20 protein-coding genes are annotated in these 14,082 nt (G+C 67.0%); 5 read left to right on the top strand and 15 right to left on the bottom strand.

Annotated features, from left to right (window positions below; all coding sequences use genetic code 11):
- Positions 1-126: 126 nt before the first annotated feature.
- Genes Q8S38_RS23885 through Q8S38_RS23870 form a run of 4 tightly spaced genes read right to left on the bottom strand, consistent with a single transcriptional unit; the run spans position 127 to position 2,179 of the window.
- Complete coding sequence (locus Q8S38_RS23885) at positions 127-357, bottom strand: DUF7697 family protein (RefSeq protein ID WP_066813781.1); 231 nt, start codon at positions 355-357, stop codon at positions 127-129.
- Positions 354-791 (bottom strand): hypothetical protein, encoded by a 438-nt coding sequence (locus tag Q8S38_RS23880; protein ID WP_066813783.1) that lies wholly within the window; start codon positions 789-791, stop codon positions 354-356. The genes Q8S38_RS23885 and Q8S38_RS23880 overlap by 4 nt, the downstream gene beginning before the upstream one ends.
- A 2-nt stretch (positions 792-793) precedes the next feature.
- Positions 794-1,735 (bottom strand): phage tail tube protein, encoded by a 942-nt coding sequence (locus Q8S38_RS23875; RefSeq protein WP_066813785.1) that lies wholly within the window; start codon positions 1,733-1,735, stop codon positions 794-796.
- Positions 1,736-1,759: 24 nt separating this feature from the next.
- Complete coding sequence (locus Q8S38_RS23870) at positions 1,760-2,179, bottom strand: acyl-CoA transferase (protein ID WP_066813787.1); 420 nt, start codon at positions 2,177-2,179, stop codon at positions 1,760-1,762.
- Positions 2,180-2,307: 128 nt separating this feature from the next.
- Between Q8S38_RS23870 and Q8S38_RS23865 the strand changes: the two genes are divergently transcribed.
- A complete protein-coding gene (locus Q8S38_RS23865) occupies positions 2,308-3,012 on the top strand; it encodes a hypothetical protein (RefSeq protein ID WP_166507111.1) in 705 nt (234 codons plus the stop codon).
- Between the two features lie 50 nt (positions 3,013-3,062).
- Here the strand turns inward: Q8S38_RS23865 and Q8S38_RS23860 are convergent, their stop codons facing one another.
- The 7 genes from Q8S38_RS23860 to Q8S38_RS23830 all read right to left on the bottom strand — a co-directional run bounded on the left by Q8S38_RS23860 (position 3,063) and on the right by Q8S38_RS23830 (position 8,220).
- On the bottom strand, positions 3,063-3,695 hold the full coding sequence (locus tag Q8S38_RS23860; RefSeq protein ID WP_066813796.1) for a DUF6441 family protein: 633 nt from the start codon (positions 3,693-3,695) through the stop codon (positions 3,063-3,065).
- Positions 3,692-4,003: a head-tail joining protein gene (locus Q8S38_RS23855; RefSeq protein ID WP_066813798.1), complete on the bottom strand. Its 312-nt coding sequence runs from the start codon at positions 4,001-4,003 to the stop codon at positions 3,692-3,694. The genes Q8S38_RS23860 and Q8S38_RS23855 overlap by 4 nt, the downstream gene beginning before the upstream one ends.
- Entirely contained in the window at positions 4,003-5,016 is a 1,014-nt protein-coding gene (locus Q8S38_RS23850; protein ID WP_066813800.1) for a major capsid protein, read from the bottom strand. The genes Q8S38_RS23855 and Q8S38_RS23850 overlap by 1 nt, the downstream gene beginning before the upstream one ends.
- Before the next feature lie 81 nt (positions 5,017-5,097).
- Positions 5,098-5,463 (bottom strand): head decoration protein, encoded by a 366-nt coding sequence (locus tag Q8S38_RS23845; protein ID WP_066813802.1) that lies wholly within the window; start codon positions 5,461-5,463, stop codon positions 5,098-5,100.
- A 4-nt stretch (positions 5,464-5,467) separates the two neighbouring features.
- Positions 5,468-6,475 (bottom strand): head maturation protease, ClpP-related, encoded by a 1,008-nt coding sequence (locus Q8S38_RS23840; protein WP_305682814.1) that lies wholly within the window; start codon positions 6,473-6,475, stop codon positions 5,468-5,470.
- 4 nt (positions 6,476-6,479) lie between these two features.
- On the bottom strand, positions 6,480-8,000 hold the full coding sequence (locus Q8S38_RS23835; RefSeq protein ID WP_305682813.1) for a phage portal protein: 1,521 nt from the start codon (positions 7,998-8,000) through the stop codon (positions 6,480-6,482).
- 4 nt (positions 8,001-8,004) lie between these two features.
- Positions 8,005-8,220 carry a phage head-tail joining protein gene (locus tag Q8S38_RS23830; protein WP_066813804.1) on the bottom strand — a complete coding sequence of 72 codons (216 nt, stop codon included), beginning with the start codon at positions 8,218-8,220 and terminating at the stop codon, positions 8,005-8,007.
- A gap of 32 nt (positions 8,221-8,252) precedes the next feature.
- Here Q8S38_RS23830 and Q8S38_RS23825 point away from each other — a divergent pair, with 32 nt between their 5' ends.
- A complete protein-coding gene (locus Q8S38_RS23825; RefSeq protein ID WP_084739660.1) occupies positions 8,253-9,233 on the top strand; it encodes a PDDEXK-like family protein in 981 nt (326 codons plus the stop codon).
- Here the strand turns inward: Q8S38_RS23825 and Q8S38_RS23820 are convergent.
- Positions 9,221-11,170: a phage terminase large subunit family protein gene (locus Q8S38_RS23820; RefSeq protein WP_066813806.1), complete on the bottom strand. Its 1,950-nt coding sequence runs from the start codon at positions 11,168-11,170 to the stop codon at positions 9,221-9,223. The genes Q8S38_RS23825 and Q8S38_RS23820 overlap by 13 nt on opposite strands.
- The gene (locus Q8S38_RS23815; protein ID WP_066813807.1) at positions 11,163-11,747 is read right to left on the bottom strand and encodes a hypothetical protein; all 585 of its coding nucleotides are present in this window, start codon (positions 11,745-11,747) and stop codon (positions 11,163-11,165) included. Before Q8S38_RS23815 ends, Q8S38_RS23820 begins: the two co-directional genes overlap by 8 nt.
- 111 nt (positions 11,748-11,858) lie before the next feature.
- On the opposite strand from Q8S38_RS23815, the gene Q8S38_RS23810 reads away from it, so the two are divergent.
- Together Q8S38_RS23810 and Q8S38_RS23805 are read left to right on the top strand one after the other, a co-directional pair.
- Positions 11,859-12,131, top strand: a complete 273-nt coding sequence (locus Q8S38_RS23810) for a hypothetical protein (RefSeq protein ID WP_066813809.1) — start codon at positions 11,859-11,861, stop codon at positions 12,129-12,131.
- A gap of 95 nt (positions 12,132-12,226) precedes the next feature.
- Entirely contained in the window at positions 12,227-12,814 is a 588-nt protein-coding gene (locus Q8S38_RS23805; protein WP_066813811.1) for a DUF3489 domain-containing protein, read from the top strand.
- Between the two features lie 57 nt (positions 12,815-12,871).
- Here Q8S38_RS23805 and Q8S38_RS23800 read toward each other — a convergent pair whose 3' ends face one another.
- Complete coding sequence (locus Q8S38_RS23800) at positions 12,872-13,501, bottom strand: class I SAM-dependent methyltransferase (protein ID WP_066813814.1); 630 nt, start codon at positions 13,499-13,501, stop codon at positions 12,872-12,874.
- On the bottom strand, positions 13,441-13,800 hold the full coding sequence (locus Q8S38_RS23795; RefSeq protein WP_305682812.1) for a DUF7220 family protein: 360 nt from the start codon (positions 13,798-13,800) through the stop codon (positions 13,441-13,443). Before Q8S38_RS23795 ends, Q8S38_RS23800 begins: the two co-directional genes overlap by 61 nt.
- A gap of 51 nt (positions 13,801-13,851) precedes the next feature.
- Here Q8S38_RS23795 and Q8S38_RS23790 point away from each other — a divergent pair.
- On the top strand, positions 13,852-14,082 hold a 231-nt coding region (locus Q8S38_RS23790; RefSeq protein ID WP_305682811.1), incomplete at its 3' end, for a hypothetical protein.

Raw genomic sequence — 14,082 nt, 5'->3', positions numbered from 1 at the left:
CAGATCGATGCCGATGATGGTAACTTCTTCCATGGATGCCCTCTCCTGTCCTTACTTGTGTTTTCGACACCACAAGCTTGGCACATTGCGATGCCGTCGGGGGAGAGCGGCATCCACCCCATCTTCTCAGTCATTGGGGCGTTCCATCTGTTCGTTGAGCTTCTTGACCATCACCGCCTCAATCACGGGCAGCAGTTCGGCCAGGACGAGGGGCGGCACGCCGAGGGCGGCGCCCAGCGCGAAGGCTGCGGTCAGGTCCCAGCCGAGGATGGCGCCGGGGACCACCCGCAGCTGCCCGCCGAGGCGGCCGGCTAGGTCCCAGACCTGCCAGCCTTCATGCGTCTGTGGTTGGTTCAACCGCGCGGGGCAGTCCGGGCATGTCCCTTCGCAGGCCTCGCAGTAGCGATCGCCCCCGCCGAAGGACCAGTCGGCAAGGGCGCGGAGACGTTTTTTTCCTGGTCCAGCAGCAGGCCCTTGGCGACATAGCTCAGCTGGAACGCCTCGAAGACCGGCCAGATCTCCAGCAGCGCATCAATGGCCTCGGGACCAGGTTCGACGGGATTGCCCTCTGCATCGCCGATGCCCTCCCAGGCCAGCACCGCCCGCCGCGCCAGTGCCTTGGCGAAGGCCACCGCGCGCTGTTCGTCGGAAGCATTGGCCGGCACCGCCTCCACTTCCGGGTCGCTGCGCGTCGCCACCATCAGCGCGGTGGTCAGCGGGCGCAGCTGCAGCCGCAGGCCGGGGGCGAGATCGTGCCAGCGCGGGGCGTTGGTCAGGTCGAGCGTCAGCATTCTCAATACACCTCGATGTCGTTGATCAGGGTCGCCGTGCACATCCGGCCGACGACGCTGTCGCGCGCCGCCTGCCAGTCGAAGGTCGCCTGCACGCCCTGCGGCCCGGAAATCTCGATGCGCGGGCGCGGCAGGTAGACGGCGTGCACGGTGAAGGTGAAGCTCTCGCCCGAGGGCAGGACGTAGGCGAATTCCATCTCGCAGGCCTCGCCGTTGATCGCCTGCGTCACCAGCGTCTGGTCGGCGAAGCGCACCTCGATCCGGCCGGTCAGCGCCGCGATGGAGGGGTCCGCCCCGTCGATACGGCCGTCGCTGCGGATGGTCTCGATCCGGTCGAGGTTGTTGGCGTAGGTGATCTCGGCCGAGACCACGTTGCCGAGTGCCGAGCCGTTGCGCGTGATCGCCCCGTGGAAATGGCCGAAGCGCTTCACCTCCAACGCGGCAGGAGTCCCGGCGCTCGTGGTCGTGCCCACCGTCTCGTCCTGCGCCACCAGCCGCGCCGTCGCGGTCAGCAGCCCCGAGCGCTGCATCTGCCAGGTGATCTGGTCGAGGACGCAGCCGGAATACATCGCATAGCGCGGCACCTCGGGCATGCCGGTCTCGATCGACATAGAGGGCAGCGTCCAGGACCCCGACTGGAACTCGTGAGTGTACGGCGCCTCCGCGCCCGTGGTCGTGGGCGCGCCGAAAGCCGCCTTCAGCCAGAAGCCAAAGGCCTCGGCGTCGAGCGGCACCACGACATCGCCATCGGCCGTCACCGCGTCCTTGATCGGCGCCAGCGGGTCGCGTCCGTAGCCGAGCAGCTCGGAGTTCAGCAGCGGCTGCTCTGCGCCGAGCGAGGTGCTGGCGAAGGGCATGCGGGTGAAGCCGCTCGCAGGCGGCGTTCCATAGGTCGTCTCGAACGCAAGCGCCATCAGCGCCCGCGCCCCTTGGGCTCGTGCCATGTTCGTCTCCTCGGGTTGTCGGGGTCAGGCCAGCGGGTCGGCCGTGGAATAGTGCAGCACAACCGGGATGATGGCTGCCTTCAGGCTGCCAGCGCCCTCCACCGGCAGGTCCACAGGGCGCGGCGCTTCCGCCTCGACCCAGTCACAGAGCCCACCCAGCGTTCGGTCGGCGGCGAGCGCAGCGCCGATGCTGGCGGTCAGCGTGTCGAAGGCGGCGTCACGGTCGGCGCCCTGAACCACCGCCTCGATCTCGGCGCGGTGCTGATAGTGGTAGCGCAGGGGTGAAAGCGTTACCTCGGGCTCCCCCGGCTCGCCATCGCGCAGGATCAGCAGGCCCTCGGCCGGGACGCGCTCGGGCAGCACGTCGCCGCGCAGGGCGGTGGCGGGCAGCGCCGAGAGCCGCGCGTGCAGCGCGGAGAGGATGGTTTCGCGTGGGGTGGGCATGTGCGACTACTATCTTGGCTCTGTCTGAAGATAGCGATTCCAGTGCTTTGCGAACGAGACGAAACCAACCGAGGGAATTATGCTATGCAGGCAAATCATTCACGTATGTAAGCATTTAGGAGCGACAGATGACCTTCGATCTGGTGCAGATAGAGCAACTTGAGTATGCGAAACTCATCGGAGCATCGCTTCTTACAATCGTTTCTTTGATTGTGATCTTGCTATTCTACCGACGCCTAAATAGGCTAGACCCCGCTCTGTTCTATCGGGCTGCCAAATCTATCAGGGAAATATTGGGTAATGAGAGAACTGAGGAGCGGCGTGATGCTGAGCAGATACTAGGGATTCGAACCTCAGATCCTCTCGGGATTGCAAGCTCTGGCATTACAACGATGCATACGCAAGCTCGTCAGGACATGCGTGCCATGAGAAAGGACATTGTCGAGCGAGTAAGACAGGACTGGAAAGATACTAACCGCACTATCGCATTGGTGTTCGTTTCAGCAACGTTATGTTCCGCTGCCGCTCTTTATGCGGTGCTTCTCTTGACGATGGAGAGTCCTGAACAGCCTGACGGCGTCTTCGCAGAAGTCTACGGATTGGTTGGCATAGCAGTAGCAAACGCAATGCTCCTTGGCGCGCTTTCGGATTTTTTCGAATCGATTGGCTTTGAACTGATTTCTGTCAGCTATGAGAAAGGACTGAACATCGTATCGATTAACGTGTTTCTGGCGAGGCTCTCAGCCAACATCATTAGCATTGCATGCGTCATCAAGTATTTTGACTTTCGCCGTGCAGGCAAAGCATTTATGGAAGAATATCAGGGGATGTGAAGGTATTCGATTAGGCAAGCTGCACACTTGCCGCATTCGTTCGCCAGCGATCAAAGCAATTTGCCGTCCACCCAGTTCGCCACAATCAGTCCTGGTACGCTGTCCAGCGCCCGGTCCGCATCCCGCGCCAGGTCCAACCGCTTCGGCAGCTTCACCTGCGGCACGAGCAGGAAGATCGGCGCGGTGACCTTGCCGCGGCCGGTCTTCGACCGCGACACCACCGCCTGACCCTTCGTGTTCAGCCGCCCCTCCGCCACCAGCAGGCTTGGCCCCGTGCGGCGATAGACGAAACGCAGGCGCAGCCCGCGTCGCCGTTCCCATTCACCGGGGGTGATGCGGCCGCCGCGCAGGGACTTGCCCGCCGCGGGCAGCGGGATCGCCAGCCAGAACCCGTCCTTCGAGCGGATCAGCGGCCCCGTGTCATGCGCGCCGACGATCACCGGAGCCTTCGACCAGACCAGCGCCGCGGCGTTCAGGCTTTCGCCCGCCTTCGGGTAGGTCTGGCTCCGGATCGAGTTCGCGAGCCGTCGCCCGAGCCCGGCGCCTGTGATCTGGCCGCGCCAGGCGGTCTTCAGCCCGGTCCCGGCTTCGCGCATGGCTGCAGTGACGGCCTTCTCGCCGGCCTTCACCTCTGCCGCCATGGCGGCGACGAGGTCCGGCGTGATGTCGAGTTTCAACTTCATGCCGGCCGCAGGTCCACGGTCCAGACGAGCCGCTCCCGGTCGCGGACGGGCTCGCCCTGTATGAGGAAGGCCTCGCCGTCGATCTCGATCCGGTCGCCGGGGCGCGGGCTCGTCACCTCGGCGAGGCGCAGGTCCAGCCGGGTGGTTTCCGACCAGATGCGCGCCTCGCCGAAGCCGGTGACATCGTCCGGCCGGCGCAGGATCGCGCGGACCAGCACCGGCGCGCCGCCCTCGGCGGTGTAGATCACGTCGCGCGCGAGATGCGCGTCCGCGAAGAGCGCATCGACGGCGGCGGCAAAAGCAGTCATCAGGTTCGCCGGGCCGAGCGCAACACCTGCGGCCGGGTGCAGATCGGCAGCGGGTTGCTCTCGATCTCGAGCCGCACCCATTCGTCGCGATCCCGGTCGGGGATCGTCCGGGCGTAGAGCGGCTGGCCCAGCGTGTTGACCGTCTCGAAGGTGTCGGCGGGGGCGTAGTAGATCTCGAAGAGCCCCTCGATGCCCTCGGGATAGAAGAACGCCTTGTCGGTCGGGACCGTGAACCCGACGCCGCCACGGTAGCGGCGGAAGGTGATGCCGCCGAAGCTGACCTCGTCCGCCACGCGACCGCGCAGATCGGCTGCGGCTGCGGTGTTGAGGTAAGTCTCCCGTACCTCTTTGTGGGCGACGAGATCGGCGAAGAAGGCCGAGCCGCATTCGGCGCGGACCTGCACGGCGCCGGCCGAAAGCCCGCCCATCGAGTCCTCGACACTCTCGATCAGCGCCTGGCAGCGCTTGCGGAGCGCCCCGGAGGCCGGGCTTGCGTTGTCGAGGTCGAAGTCGATCTCGGCCGTGGGCGAGATGCCGAACTCGGTGAAGTAGTTCACGACCGTGGCGTGGTCCTTCGGGTCCTTCACCAGCCCCTGGATGCCGTTCAGCAGGTGGTACTCGAAGGTGGTCTCGGCGTCCTGGCGGAGCTTCCTGAGCCGGTAGGCCACTTCGGTCTGCACCTGCTGGGTAGCACTCTCCGAGCCGAAGTCGCGGACGGACTGGATCTCCGAGGCCCAGAGCACGTCCTGCTTCTTGAACTGGCGGCAGACGAAGGCGCGCATCTCGCGCCGGTCGGGCACCTGCTGTTCGTAGGCCGAGCCGCGCTCGGAGAACGGGATCAGCGAGAGTGTGCCATCGCGGCTCTCGATCACCACGGTGCGCGAGCGCACGCCGCGCGGGCTGAAGAGGTTCGAGCCCGAGAGCAGCGCGGGCTTGTAGGGGATGTTCTCGAGTGCGCGGGTGAGCTCGACGATGGTGAAGGCATCGCCTTCGAAGATGTCCATGGTGGCCATGAGGATGCCTCCTGTCATGAGCGCGCCCAGCAAAAGTGGACGCCGGTTTTGCGTCCGGGCGCGCGTGGAAAAGGAATTGGATCAGCGGACGAGGATGCCCGCGGCGAGAAGCGCCGTGTGGGCGGCCGCGATCTCGGCCTCGCTGGGCGTGCCTGCGAAGACGAGGTCGTGGCGGTTGACGATGGCGGGCCCGCGGACGAGGGCGACGGCCGGCGCGTCGCCGGCGCTCGCATCCGCCTTGCCCCAGAGCACCGCGACGGCGGTCTCGGTGCCGTCGACGGCGGCGGGATCGTGGGCGGCGTACTTGCCCGAGGCGGTGATCCTGCCCAGCACCGTGCCGGGCTCGAGCGAGCCGGCGGCGACGGTGGTCGTCTCGCGGGTGTAGTCGCGGAAGGCTTCCCAGACGAGGAAGCCGCCGGGGTGTTTGCCTTCGGTGAGCGTGGTCATGGTGTCATCCTTTCACTTTGAAGGTGCGGGCGACGATCTCGCCCCAGGGGCGCGCGGCCGAGGACCGACCGGGCTGCGGGTGGTGCGGCGCGATCTCGGGCTCGGCTCCGGCCTTGGCCGCGAGAAGCGCGGCGCGCACCTCGTCGAGACTGGCGTCCTGTTCGAGGAAAGGGCCGGCCATCTGAGGCTGGCCCGCGAGCCGGCAGAGATCGACCACGGCCCGGGCATGCCCGATAGCCTCGGCCCGGATCGCAGCGGGATCGGGCGGCGCACCGCTCGGTGGTGGGGTTTCGGCGGGCGGCTCCGAGGCGTCGGAGGCGGCGGCCTGATCGTCTTCGGTGTCCGCTACCTGATCCGTTTCGTCGATGGCCTCGGTGCTGGCACCGTCGGTGTCGTCGTCGTGCTCCGGCTCCGTTTCGATGGCGTCGATCAGCACCGGCGGCGCATTGCGGAAGCGGCCGATGTCGAAGCGTGCGGCGATGCGGACAGGCTCGATCAGTCGGTCGGCGAAGCCCTGCGCGACGGCGTCCGACGCGTCGAACCAGGTCTCGGCGGCCATCAGCGCGGAGACCTCCTCCGGCGTCCGGCCGGATTTCGCGGCGTAGCCGGCGACGAGGCTGCCCTTCACCTTGTCGAGGGCGTCCGCCATGGACCGCATGTCCTCGGCCGTGCCCATCACGAGGCCGGCGGGGTCGTGGATCATCAGGAAGGCGTTCTCGGGCATGACGATCTCGTCGCCCGCCATCGCGATGTAGGAGGCGGCGGAGGCGGCGATGCCGTCGATCCAGACCGTGACCGGGCCCTCATGGCGCTTCAGCGCGTTGTGGATCGCCACCGCATCGAAGACCGATCCGCCGGGGCTGTTCAGCCGCAGATCGACGGGCGTGCCCTCGGGCAGCGCGCCCAGTTCGGCGAGAAAACCCTTCGCCGAGACCCCGCAGGCGCCGATCTCGTCATAGATCGCCACTTCCGCACCGGTCCCCCGGGCGCGGATCGCATACCAGCTTGCCATGTCGTCACTCCTGTTCGGTGGCCGGATCGGTCGCGTCGGCGCCGTCGTCCTTGTCGTTGCCTGCGCCAGCGCCCGGGTCCGGCCGCGTCGCGGGCGTCGCGCGAGCGCCCTGCGTCTCTCCGGGGCTCGTGCGGTAGCGCAGGCCGAGACCTGTCGCGCGCGCGGCGTCGGCCGCGTTCTCGCGATCGATTTCCTCGATGTCGTAGCCGGTCGCCTCGACCACCTTGCGTCGCGAGGTGATGCCGGCCTCCATCGCCAGGACCTGCGCCTGGATGTCCTTCAGCGGATCGACCCAGTCCCAGCGCGGCGGGATCCATTGCACCGGTCGCACCGTCGCGGGATCGGCATCGAGCGCGCCAACGAGCACCGCCGTCTCCAGCCAGCGCTGCCACACCGCGCGGCAGAGCTGGTGCACGATCACGCCGTGCTGCAGCTGGCCGATGCGGCGGCGGAACTCCACGAGTTCGGCGCGCAGGGACGAGTAATTCGCCTGCCGGACATCGCCGGTGACGAGATGATAGGGCAGCCCAAGCGAGGCCGAGACCGCCAGCAGCGTGCGGTACTGGAACGCCTCGTAGCCGCCGCCGACATCCGCCGGGGACGAGAACTTCACGTCCTCGCCCGGCAGCAGCACCTGCATCGTGCCGGGCTCGAGGCTCGCGATGGCCGCGCCGTCGAGATCCGCCTCGGCCTCTCCCATCATGGGCTCTTCGGGCGCGGTCTTGGTGATGAAGCCCGCGAACATCGCCGCGGTCTTCTTCCGGTCGAGCTCTGCGTCGTCGTACTGGTCGAGCAGGAACAGCCGCACCATCGCCGGCGCGATATGCGGCAGCCCCCGGATCTGGCCCGCGTCGATGGGGCGATAGATGTGCAGCACGTCCGCCGCCGGCACGCGCACCGTCTCCGGGATGACAGCTCCCTGGTCGGTGCCGTCACCCGGATGCCGGCGGCGGAAGTGGTAGGCCACGCGTCGCCCGATCGCATCGAACTCGATCCCGCAGCGGATGCGGTTGCCGTTGGCCGCAGTCTCGGTCTTCTCGAATGGCAGCATTTCCGACTGGAGAAGCTGCAGCTGCAGCGGCACCAGCAGCCCGTCCTCGGCCCGGCGCGGGCGCAGCCGGACGAAGCACTCGCCCGCCACGAACATCTCGCGCGCGACCATGGCCTGCAGGCCGTAGAAGTCGGTCAGTGCGTCCGCATCGGCCTCGTCGGTCCAGGCGAGCCAGAGCCGCTGGACCCGGTCGCGGAGATCCCCGTCCCCGATCAACGAGGACGGCTTGATCCCGTCGCCGACGAGGTTCGCGGCGAAGGCCTCGCAAGCATTGGCGGCATAGCCGTTGGTCACGACCAGTTCGCGGGACCGTGCCAGGAGCCGCGGGCCGCCCGAGGCGACCAGCGCGTTGATGTTCTCGAGCGGCGGGTTCCAGCCGCGCAGCCGGCGCTTCGCCATCGCACCTTCGAGGCGGGCGCGCACGGCAGCGGGGCCGCCGGTGGACCGGCGGCGGAAACGGTCGAAGATGCCCATGGCGTCAGAGCCCCTTCGCCGTCGTCACGCGCAGCTGCCGGACGATCCGCCGTCCCTCGGCTGCGGCGATCTCGCGGTCCAGCGCCTCGATGGCCCGGTCGATCTCGGCCACGCTGCGGTAATCCACGCTCTTGCCGTCATAGCTGACCCGAGCGACGCCGGAGGCGCGCTGAGACGAAAGAGCCTCGCGGCGATCAATAAGGTCTGCAATTGTGGGCATCAGTTCGCTCCGGAAACTTCAGGAGGCATTGCATGATGAGCGCTCCATCGGAAATCCAAGCCCTTCGCGACCGTTCGTCGGTTGGATGGCTTCGCGAAAGAGATATCGATCTCCTTCTATGCGCCGAACTACATGCTGCAGGACCTTTGAGGGATCGTTTCGCAAGTCTCTGGCCGAATGACCAAGTGCAATTCGTTGGTGCGTGGGTTTCTCACACTGAGATCAACGGTGAGACTGACCTTGTGGTCGAGTTTCAAAGCAGTGTCTCCCATCACGTCGTGTTTGTTGAGAACAAGATCGCTGCGAATTTCCAGCCGAACCAAGCCACGCGATATGCCGAACGAGCAGCCCGTTGGCGCCGGAACGCAAATGTCAAAGTCAGGACCGTCTTGATATGCCCACGCGAGTACCTTTTGCGACCCACGAGTGAGGAATTCGATGCGACGATTACCTACGAAGACTTGATTGAAGCGCTTCGCAGCTCGCGCGACGAACGCTCAATTTTTCTTGCGCGGGCATTGGCGGACGGTATTGACTCTTACCGTCGAGGCTATGTGGCTATTCCCGATCAGGCAGTGACCAGCGTTTGGGAGACCATTTGGCGCACTGCGTTAAGTGATCATCCGTCCCTCAACATGGAAAAACCCGCCGAAAAACCCGGAAACTCCGGATGGGTCTACTTCCGTCGACCGAGTGGTTTCATGGAAGCCGACACGAAACGTTGCGTGATTGTCTACAAGGCGAGTCGCGGTCAAGTGGATCTCCAGTTCAAATCGATGACCGCTTCACAGCTTGAAGGCCTAGTCGGCGCCTTGATCGAACCTGATATGTCTGTCGTCAAAGCGAGCAAGTCAGCGAGCGTTCGGGTTCTTGTTCCAGACATCGATTTTTCTTCAGCTGCAGAGCCCCAAATCGAATCCATCTGCATCGGTCTTCATCAAGCCGAAAGGTTGCGACGGTTCTTTCTAGATAAAGGCGTCAGCGATCGGCTCCGATCATCTCATCCCATGTAGTTCGAACGCACCGTGCGCCGGCGCGGCATTGGTCGTGTCTGGACGGATGGCGCCGTTGCCGCACCGGCCTCGGGCAGGTCCGACTTCGCCACCCCGAGCTGCGCTTCCAGATCGGCCCAGCGTGCTTCGGGCCAGCGATCTGCCCCCAGGATCCACGCGGCCGCGCGGGCATAGACCCGGGTATCCAGCGCCTCGTTGCGCTCGCGGAGCTTCTGCCATTCGAGCCGCGTGAAGCCACGCTTGCCCTTCACCGTCACCAGCTGCTCGGCGGTCAGCTGCTTGAGCCATTCGCCATCCGCCCAGCCCGGCAGGTGGATCGTGCCGGGCGGGCACAGAGCGCCCACCGCCTGTTCCTCCCTCGTCGGCCGGTCCTGCCGCAGGAAGCGATAGGTCTCGGCCTTGAAGGTCGAGGTGGCCACGGTCCAGAGCCGGGCCCCGCGCCGGAGCCGCTTGCCGGCGACGGTGGCGTCGACATAGGTCGGCCCAGTCACTGGGCTCGTGCGGGTGAACCCTTCGACTCCCTTCACCGGCGCCACCTGCGTGAACCCCACCTTGCGCGACCAGGCATAGACCGCGCTCGTCTCGTAGCCAGTGTCGAGCGCGAGCCGGGCGAGCATCATCTGCTGACCCGACGCATGCGTCCAAGTCCGTCCCAGCAGATCCGTCAGCTGCTGCCAGCAGGCCTGATCACCGGGGCCGCCCTCGAGCACGAGGTGATCGACGAGCCAGCTTTCCAGCCCGCGGCCCCAGGCCCAGACGTCGACCTCGATCCGGTCCTTCTGCACGTCCGCTCCAGCCGTCAGGAACAGACCGCGCTCAGGCACCGTGCCCGGCGCCCATGTCTCGCGCCGGTCCGCCAGCCGCTGCCAGTCGGGCGCCTCACCGGTCTCCATCCAGGTCTCGCCGAGGATGGTGTTCCGGAACGCCCGCATCGCCTCGTCGCTGCCCCGTGCCGCCTCGTGCGCTCGCGCGATCCGCTGCCAGCTGAGCCAGCCCACCGGCGAATAGAGCGCCGAGAGGTGGTAGCCGACCGTGGTCGGATCGGTGGCGGTGGCGGTCGCGCGCCATTCGCCGTCCTCCAGCATGGCCGTCTTGTGGTGCTCCGCGATGGGCGTCTCGCAGCCCTCGCAGTGATACTCCGCCGTCTCCGGCCGCCCCTTCTCCCAGCGCAGCCGCTCGAAGCGCAGCCATTGCATCGCGGCGCAATGCGGGCACGGCACGAAGAACCGGCGCTGGTCGGATGCCTCGAACTCCCGCTCGATCCGGGAGAGCCCCCGGATCGTAGGCGTCGAGACCAGGAAGACCTTGCGCCGATGGGCGAAGGTCAACGACCGGGCCTCGGCCAGCGTGACCGGGTCGCCTTCCTCGTCGGCCGAGGCCGGATAGGCGTCGACCTCGTCGAGGAAGATGTACCGCGCCGGAGTGGACCGCAGTCCGACCGCCGAGTTCGCGCCCGTCATGATCAGGATGCCGCCGGCAAACTCCTTCGACAGCATCGTGTTGCCCGCATCCCGCGAGCGGGCGGGCTTCACCCGCTCCCGCAGGTCCGGGCTCTCGTCGATCAGCGGATCGATCCGCTGGCGCGAGTTGCGCTTGGCCAGTTCCACGGTCGGCTGGACCGCGAGCATCGGCCCCGGCGCCTGGTGGATCACGAAGCCGATCCAGTTGTTGCCGGCCTCGGTCGCGCCAACCTGCGCGGCCTTCATGAACACGATGCGCTGGGTCGGATCGCCGGGCGAGAGCCGGTCCATGATCTCGCGCATGTAGGGCGTGCGCGCGGTCCGGTACTGCCCCGGCTCGGCCGAAGCCCGCGAGGCGAGTTTCCGGTGAAGGTCCGCCCAGCTGGAGACGGTCAGATCCGGGTCGGGACGCAGGCCCCGCGACCAGGCGCGGATCAGCGCGGCGGCGCCGTCGAACCCGATGACATCGTTATCCAAGCCCGGGTCGGATCTCCGCGAGGCTGTCGAGCTGGGCGCGGACATGGGCCTCCAGAACCTTCTGCATCAGCGCCGCCTCCACCTCGCACGCGTCCCCCAGCGCCGCGGTGAGCTCCGAGGCCATCAGCGCCGCGACGCGCGCCGGCCAGGTCACCCACGCATCGCGTTCGTCGCGCGCGAGCCGGAACATCAGCGTCTCCGCCCGGGCGCGGTCGACCAGTTCCCCCTTCAGCTTCTGCAGCCGGATGCGCCGCTCCTGTGCCTTCAGCACCTCGTTCGCGGTCTTGGCCTGCAGGAAGGTCGTACCGCCGCCGACGGCCGGGGCGGACAGCCCCTGTTCCCGTAGCGTGTCGCCGACGGCGGCGACGGCGGCCTCGGGCACGGGTTTCAGCTTCGGCGCGGGCGGCTTGCGGGTCTTCGACGGGTCGGTCGTCTCTGCACGCCGCTTGTCCGAAGCCGCGGCGTCGATGCTGCCATCCTCGTGCAGGACGAGCCGGCCGGCGGCCTTAGCCTTCTGGATCGCGCCGCGCGACAGCCCGACATTGGCGGCGTACTGGCGCTCGCTCATGCCCTGCATCGACGGCTCCGATTATCATTCGAAATCATGTGCTTATCGAGTTGATAAGCGCGGCGGACAGAGGGAACGTCACTCCAACGAAGCGATGCAACTCACCAAGGAGCCACCACGATGACCACCCGCCTGAACCCGATCACCACCCCGCGCCACGAACTCCGCGCCGAGAAGGCGCGCCGGAACAAGGAAGCCGCGCTCGCTGCCTTCATCGGCAAGAAGGCCGAGATCGACGAGATGCTCGCCCGGCTGCAGGCGCTCAGCGACGACCATTTCAACTGCCACCCGGACGAGGCGGGCTGGGCCATGGTCGGCACCCTCGAACACTACGCCAGCCTCCTGAAGCGCATCACCGACAGCGCCTTTGGCGAGGGCGAGCACGCCCGCTGAACTCCGGCGCTGCCGGAACTCCCGCCGCGCGCCCTGCGCGGCTCGGGGTCGTAGAAGGCGCCGCATGACGCGGGCCTCGAACACGGAGACCCCAGATGACCAAGCTTTCCGATACCCAACTCGTGATCCTCAGCGCTGCCGCGCAGCGCGAGGACCGCATCGTCCTGCCGCTCCCCGGCTCGCTCCGCGGCGGCGCCGCGGCCAAGGTGGTCGGCGCGCTCCTCTCCCGCGGGCTGATCGCCGAGACCACGACCGACAGCCAGACCAAGGCGGACGCCGCGCTCAACCGCATCTGGCGCAACGACGAGGACGGCCGCGCTATCCTCCTGCACATCACGGACGCGGGCCTCGGCGCCATCGGCGTCGAGCCGGAGAGCGGCGACACTGCGCCCTCGGACGCCGACGCGGCGCCGAGCGCGGAAGCCCCGCAGAACGCCCCCGCCGAGGCAGACCGCGCACCCAAGGCGCGCACACCGCGCACGGGCACGAAGCAGGCGAAGCTGATCGAGATGCTCCGCGCCGATGGCGGCGCGACCATCGACGAGATCGTCGCCGAAACGGGCTGGCAGCCGCACACTGTCCGCGGGGCCTTCGCCGGCGCGCTCAAGAAGAAGCTCGGGCTCGAAGTGACCTCCGAGAAGGTCGAGGGCCGCGGGCGGGTCTACAGCCTGCCCAGCGACTGACGCCGCAGAGCACCACGGCTCGACGCCGCCGTCCCGCTCGGGGCGGCGGCTCTCATCTCAGCGATCCGTTTTCCGCAACACGCTGTACTGGAAGCTCTGACGATTGCCCTTCGGCGTGATGTGCATGTGGCGTCGTGCGTCCAGCGTCTCGAACCGGCCCGGCAGCAGCCTGTCGAGTTCCTGCGCCAGCGCCTCGGGCGCATAGCGCACCACGGGCAGGCCCGAGCATTTTTCCGGTCCATCGTCCGCGAAGGTCGCGATGATCGCGATCCCACCCGGGCGCAGGGCAGCCGACAGCGCGCGGGCGTAACCGGCACGGTCCTCGGCCGCGGTCAGAAAGTGGAATACCGCACGGTCGTGCCAGACGGCGTAGGTCCGGTCCGGCTCCCACCTCGTGATGTCCGCCTTGATCCAGGCAACGTCGTCGCCCCGAGCGCCGAGACGCTGCCTGCTGACCGCCAATGCGGCGCCCGACAGGTCCAGCACGGTGAGAGGGCCAAACCCCTCCTCGAGCAGGACATCGACGAGACGCGATGCGCCGGCGCCGATGTCGATGAACGGCTCACCCGGATGAAGACGCGCACGGACAAGTTCGAGCGACAGAGCGGGCGTGGCCTCGAACCAGGTCAGTTCGTCTTCCGACCTCGCACCATAGACCCCGTTCCAAAGCTCTTGTCCGCCCGACATTCGCTCGGTTCCTTCCTCTGGAAGCGAGTGTATTTCACCGGACGAGCAGGAGTCACCTTCATTCCGTCATTCAGCGACTTGGACTCACGGATGCGGATCGCCTCGAAAAGCCGCCGTAGCGCGAAGGACCGCGCGATGCTCACCACCGTGAACACCGCGCCCATCTTGAGGTTCTGCGCGAGCGTCGTGTGCAGCCCGAAGACCGGGAAGATCAGGATCTGCGTCACGACGGCGACGCCGTAGCCAACCGCTACGTTTGCGATAGCCTCAACCAGCGACATGGCCCGGCTCTGCTTCATGCCACGTTCTCATCCATCGGCCAGCAACTCAGCTGCGAGAGTTCGGAGCGCATGCGCCGCGACCAGCGGGACCACTCCGTTGCCACAGAGCCGAAGCCGGTCCACCCGGTGGGCCAGCCCATCAGCGCCTCGACGAATGCTGGGTTCAAGATTCCATGGGCGGTGGACCGCGACCTGCGCTCTGGCAGAGTGGGGTTGCTCATACACCCATCTGCACAGGAGACAGCCATGAACAAGCCTTCCCCCGCGATCATCACGCCAGCCGCGATCCGCACCGATCTT

The sequence above is a fragment of the Allobosea sp. genome (genome assembly GCF_030695125.1).
GTDB lineage: Bacteria > Pseudomonadota > Alphaproteobacteria > Rhizobiales > Beijerinckiaceae > Allobosea.
Note: the sequence above shows the minus strand (reverse complement) of the source record. Positions and strands in the feature narration are given on the sequence as shown.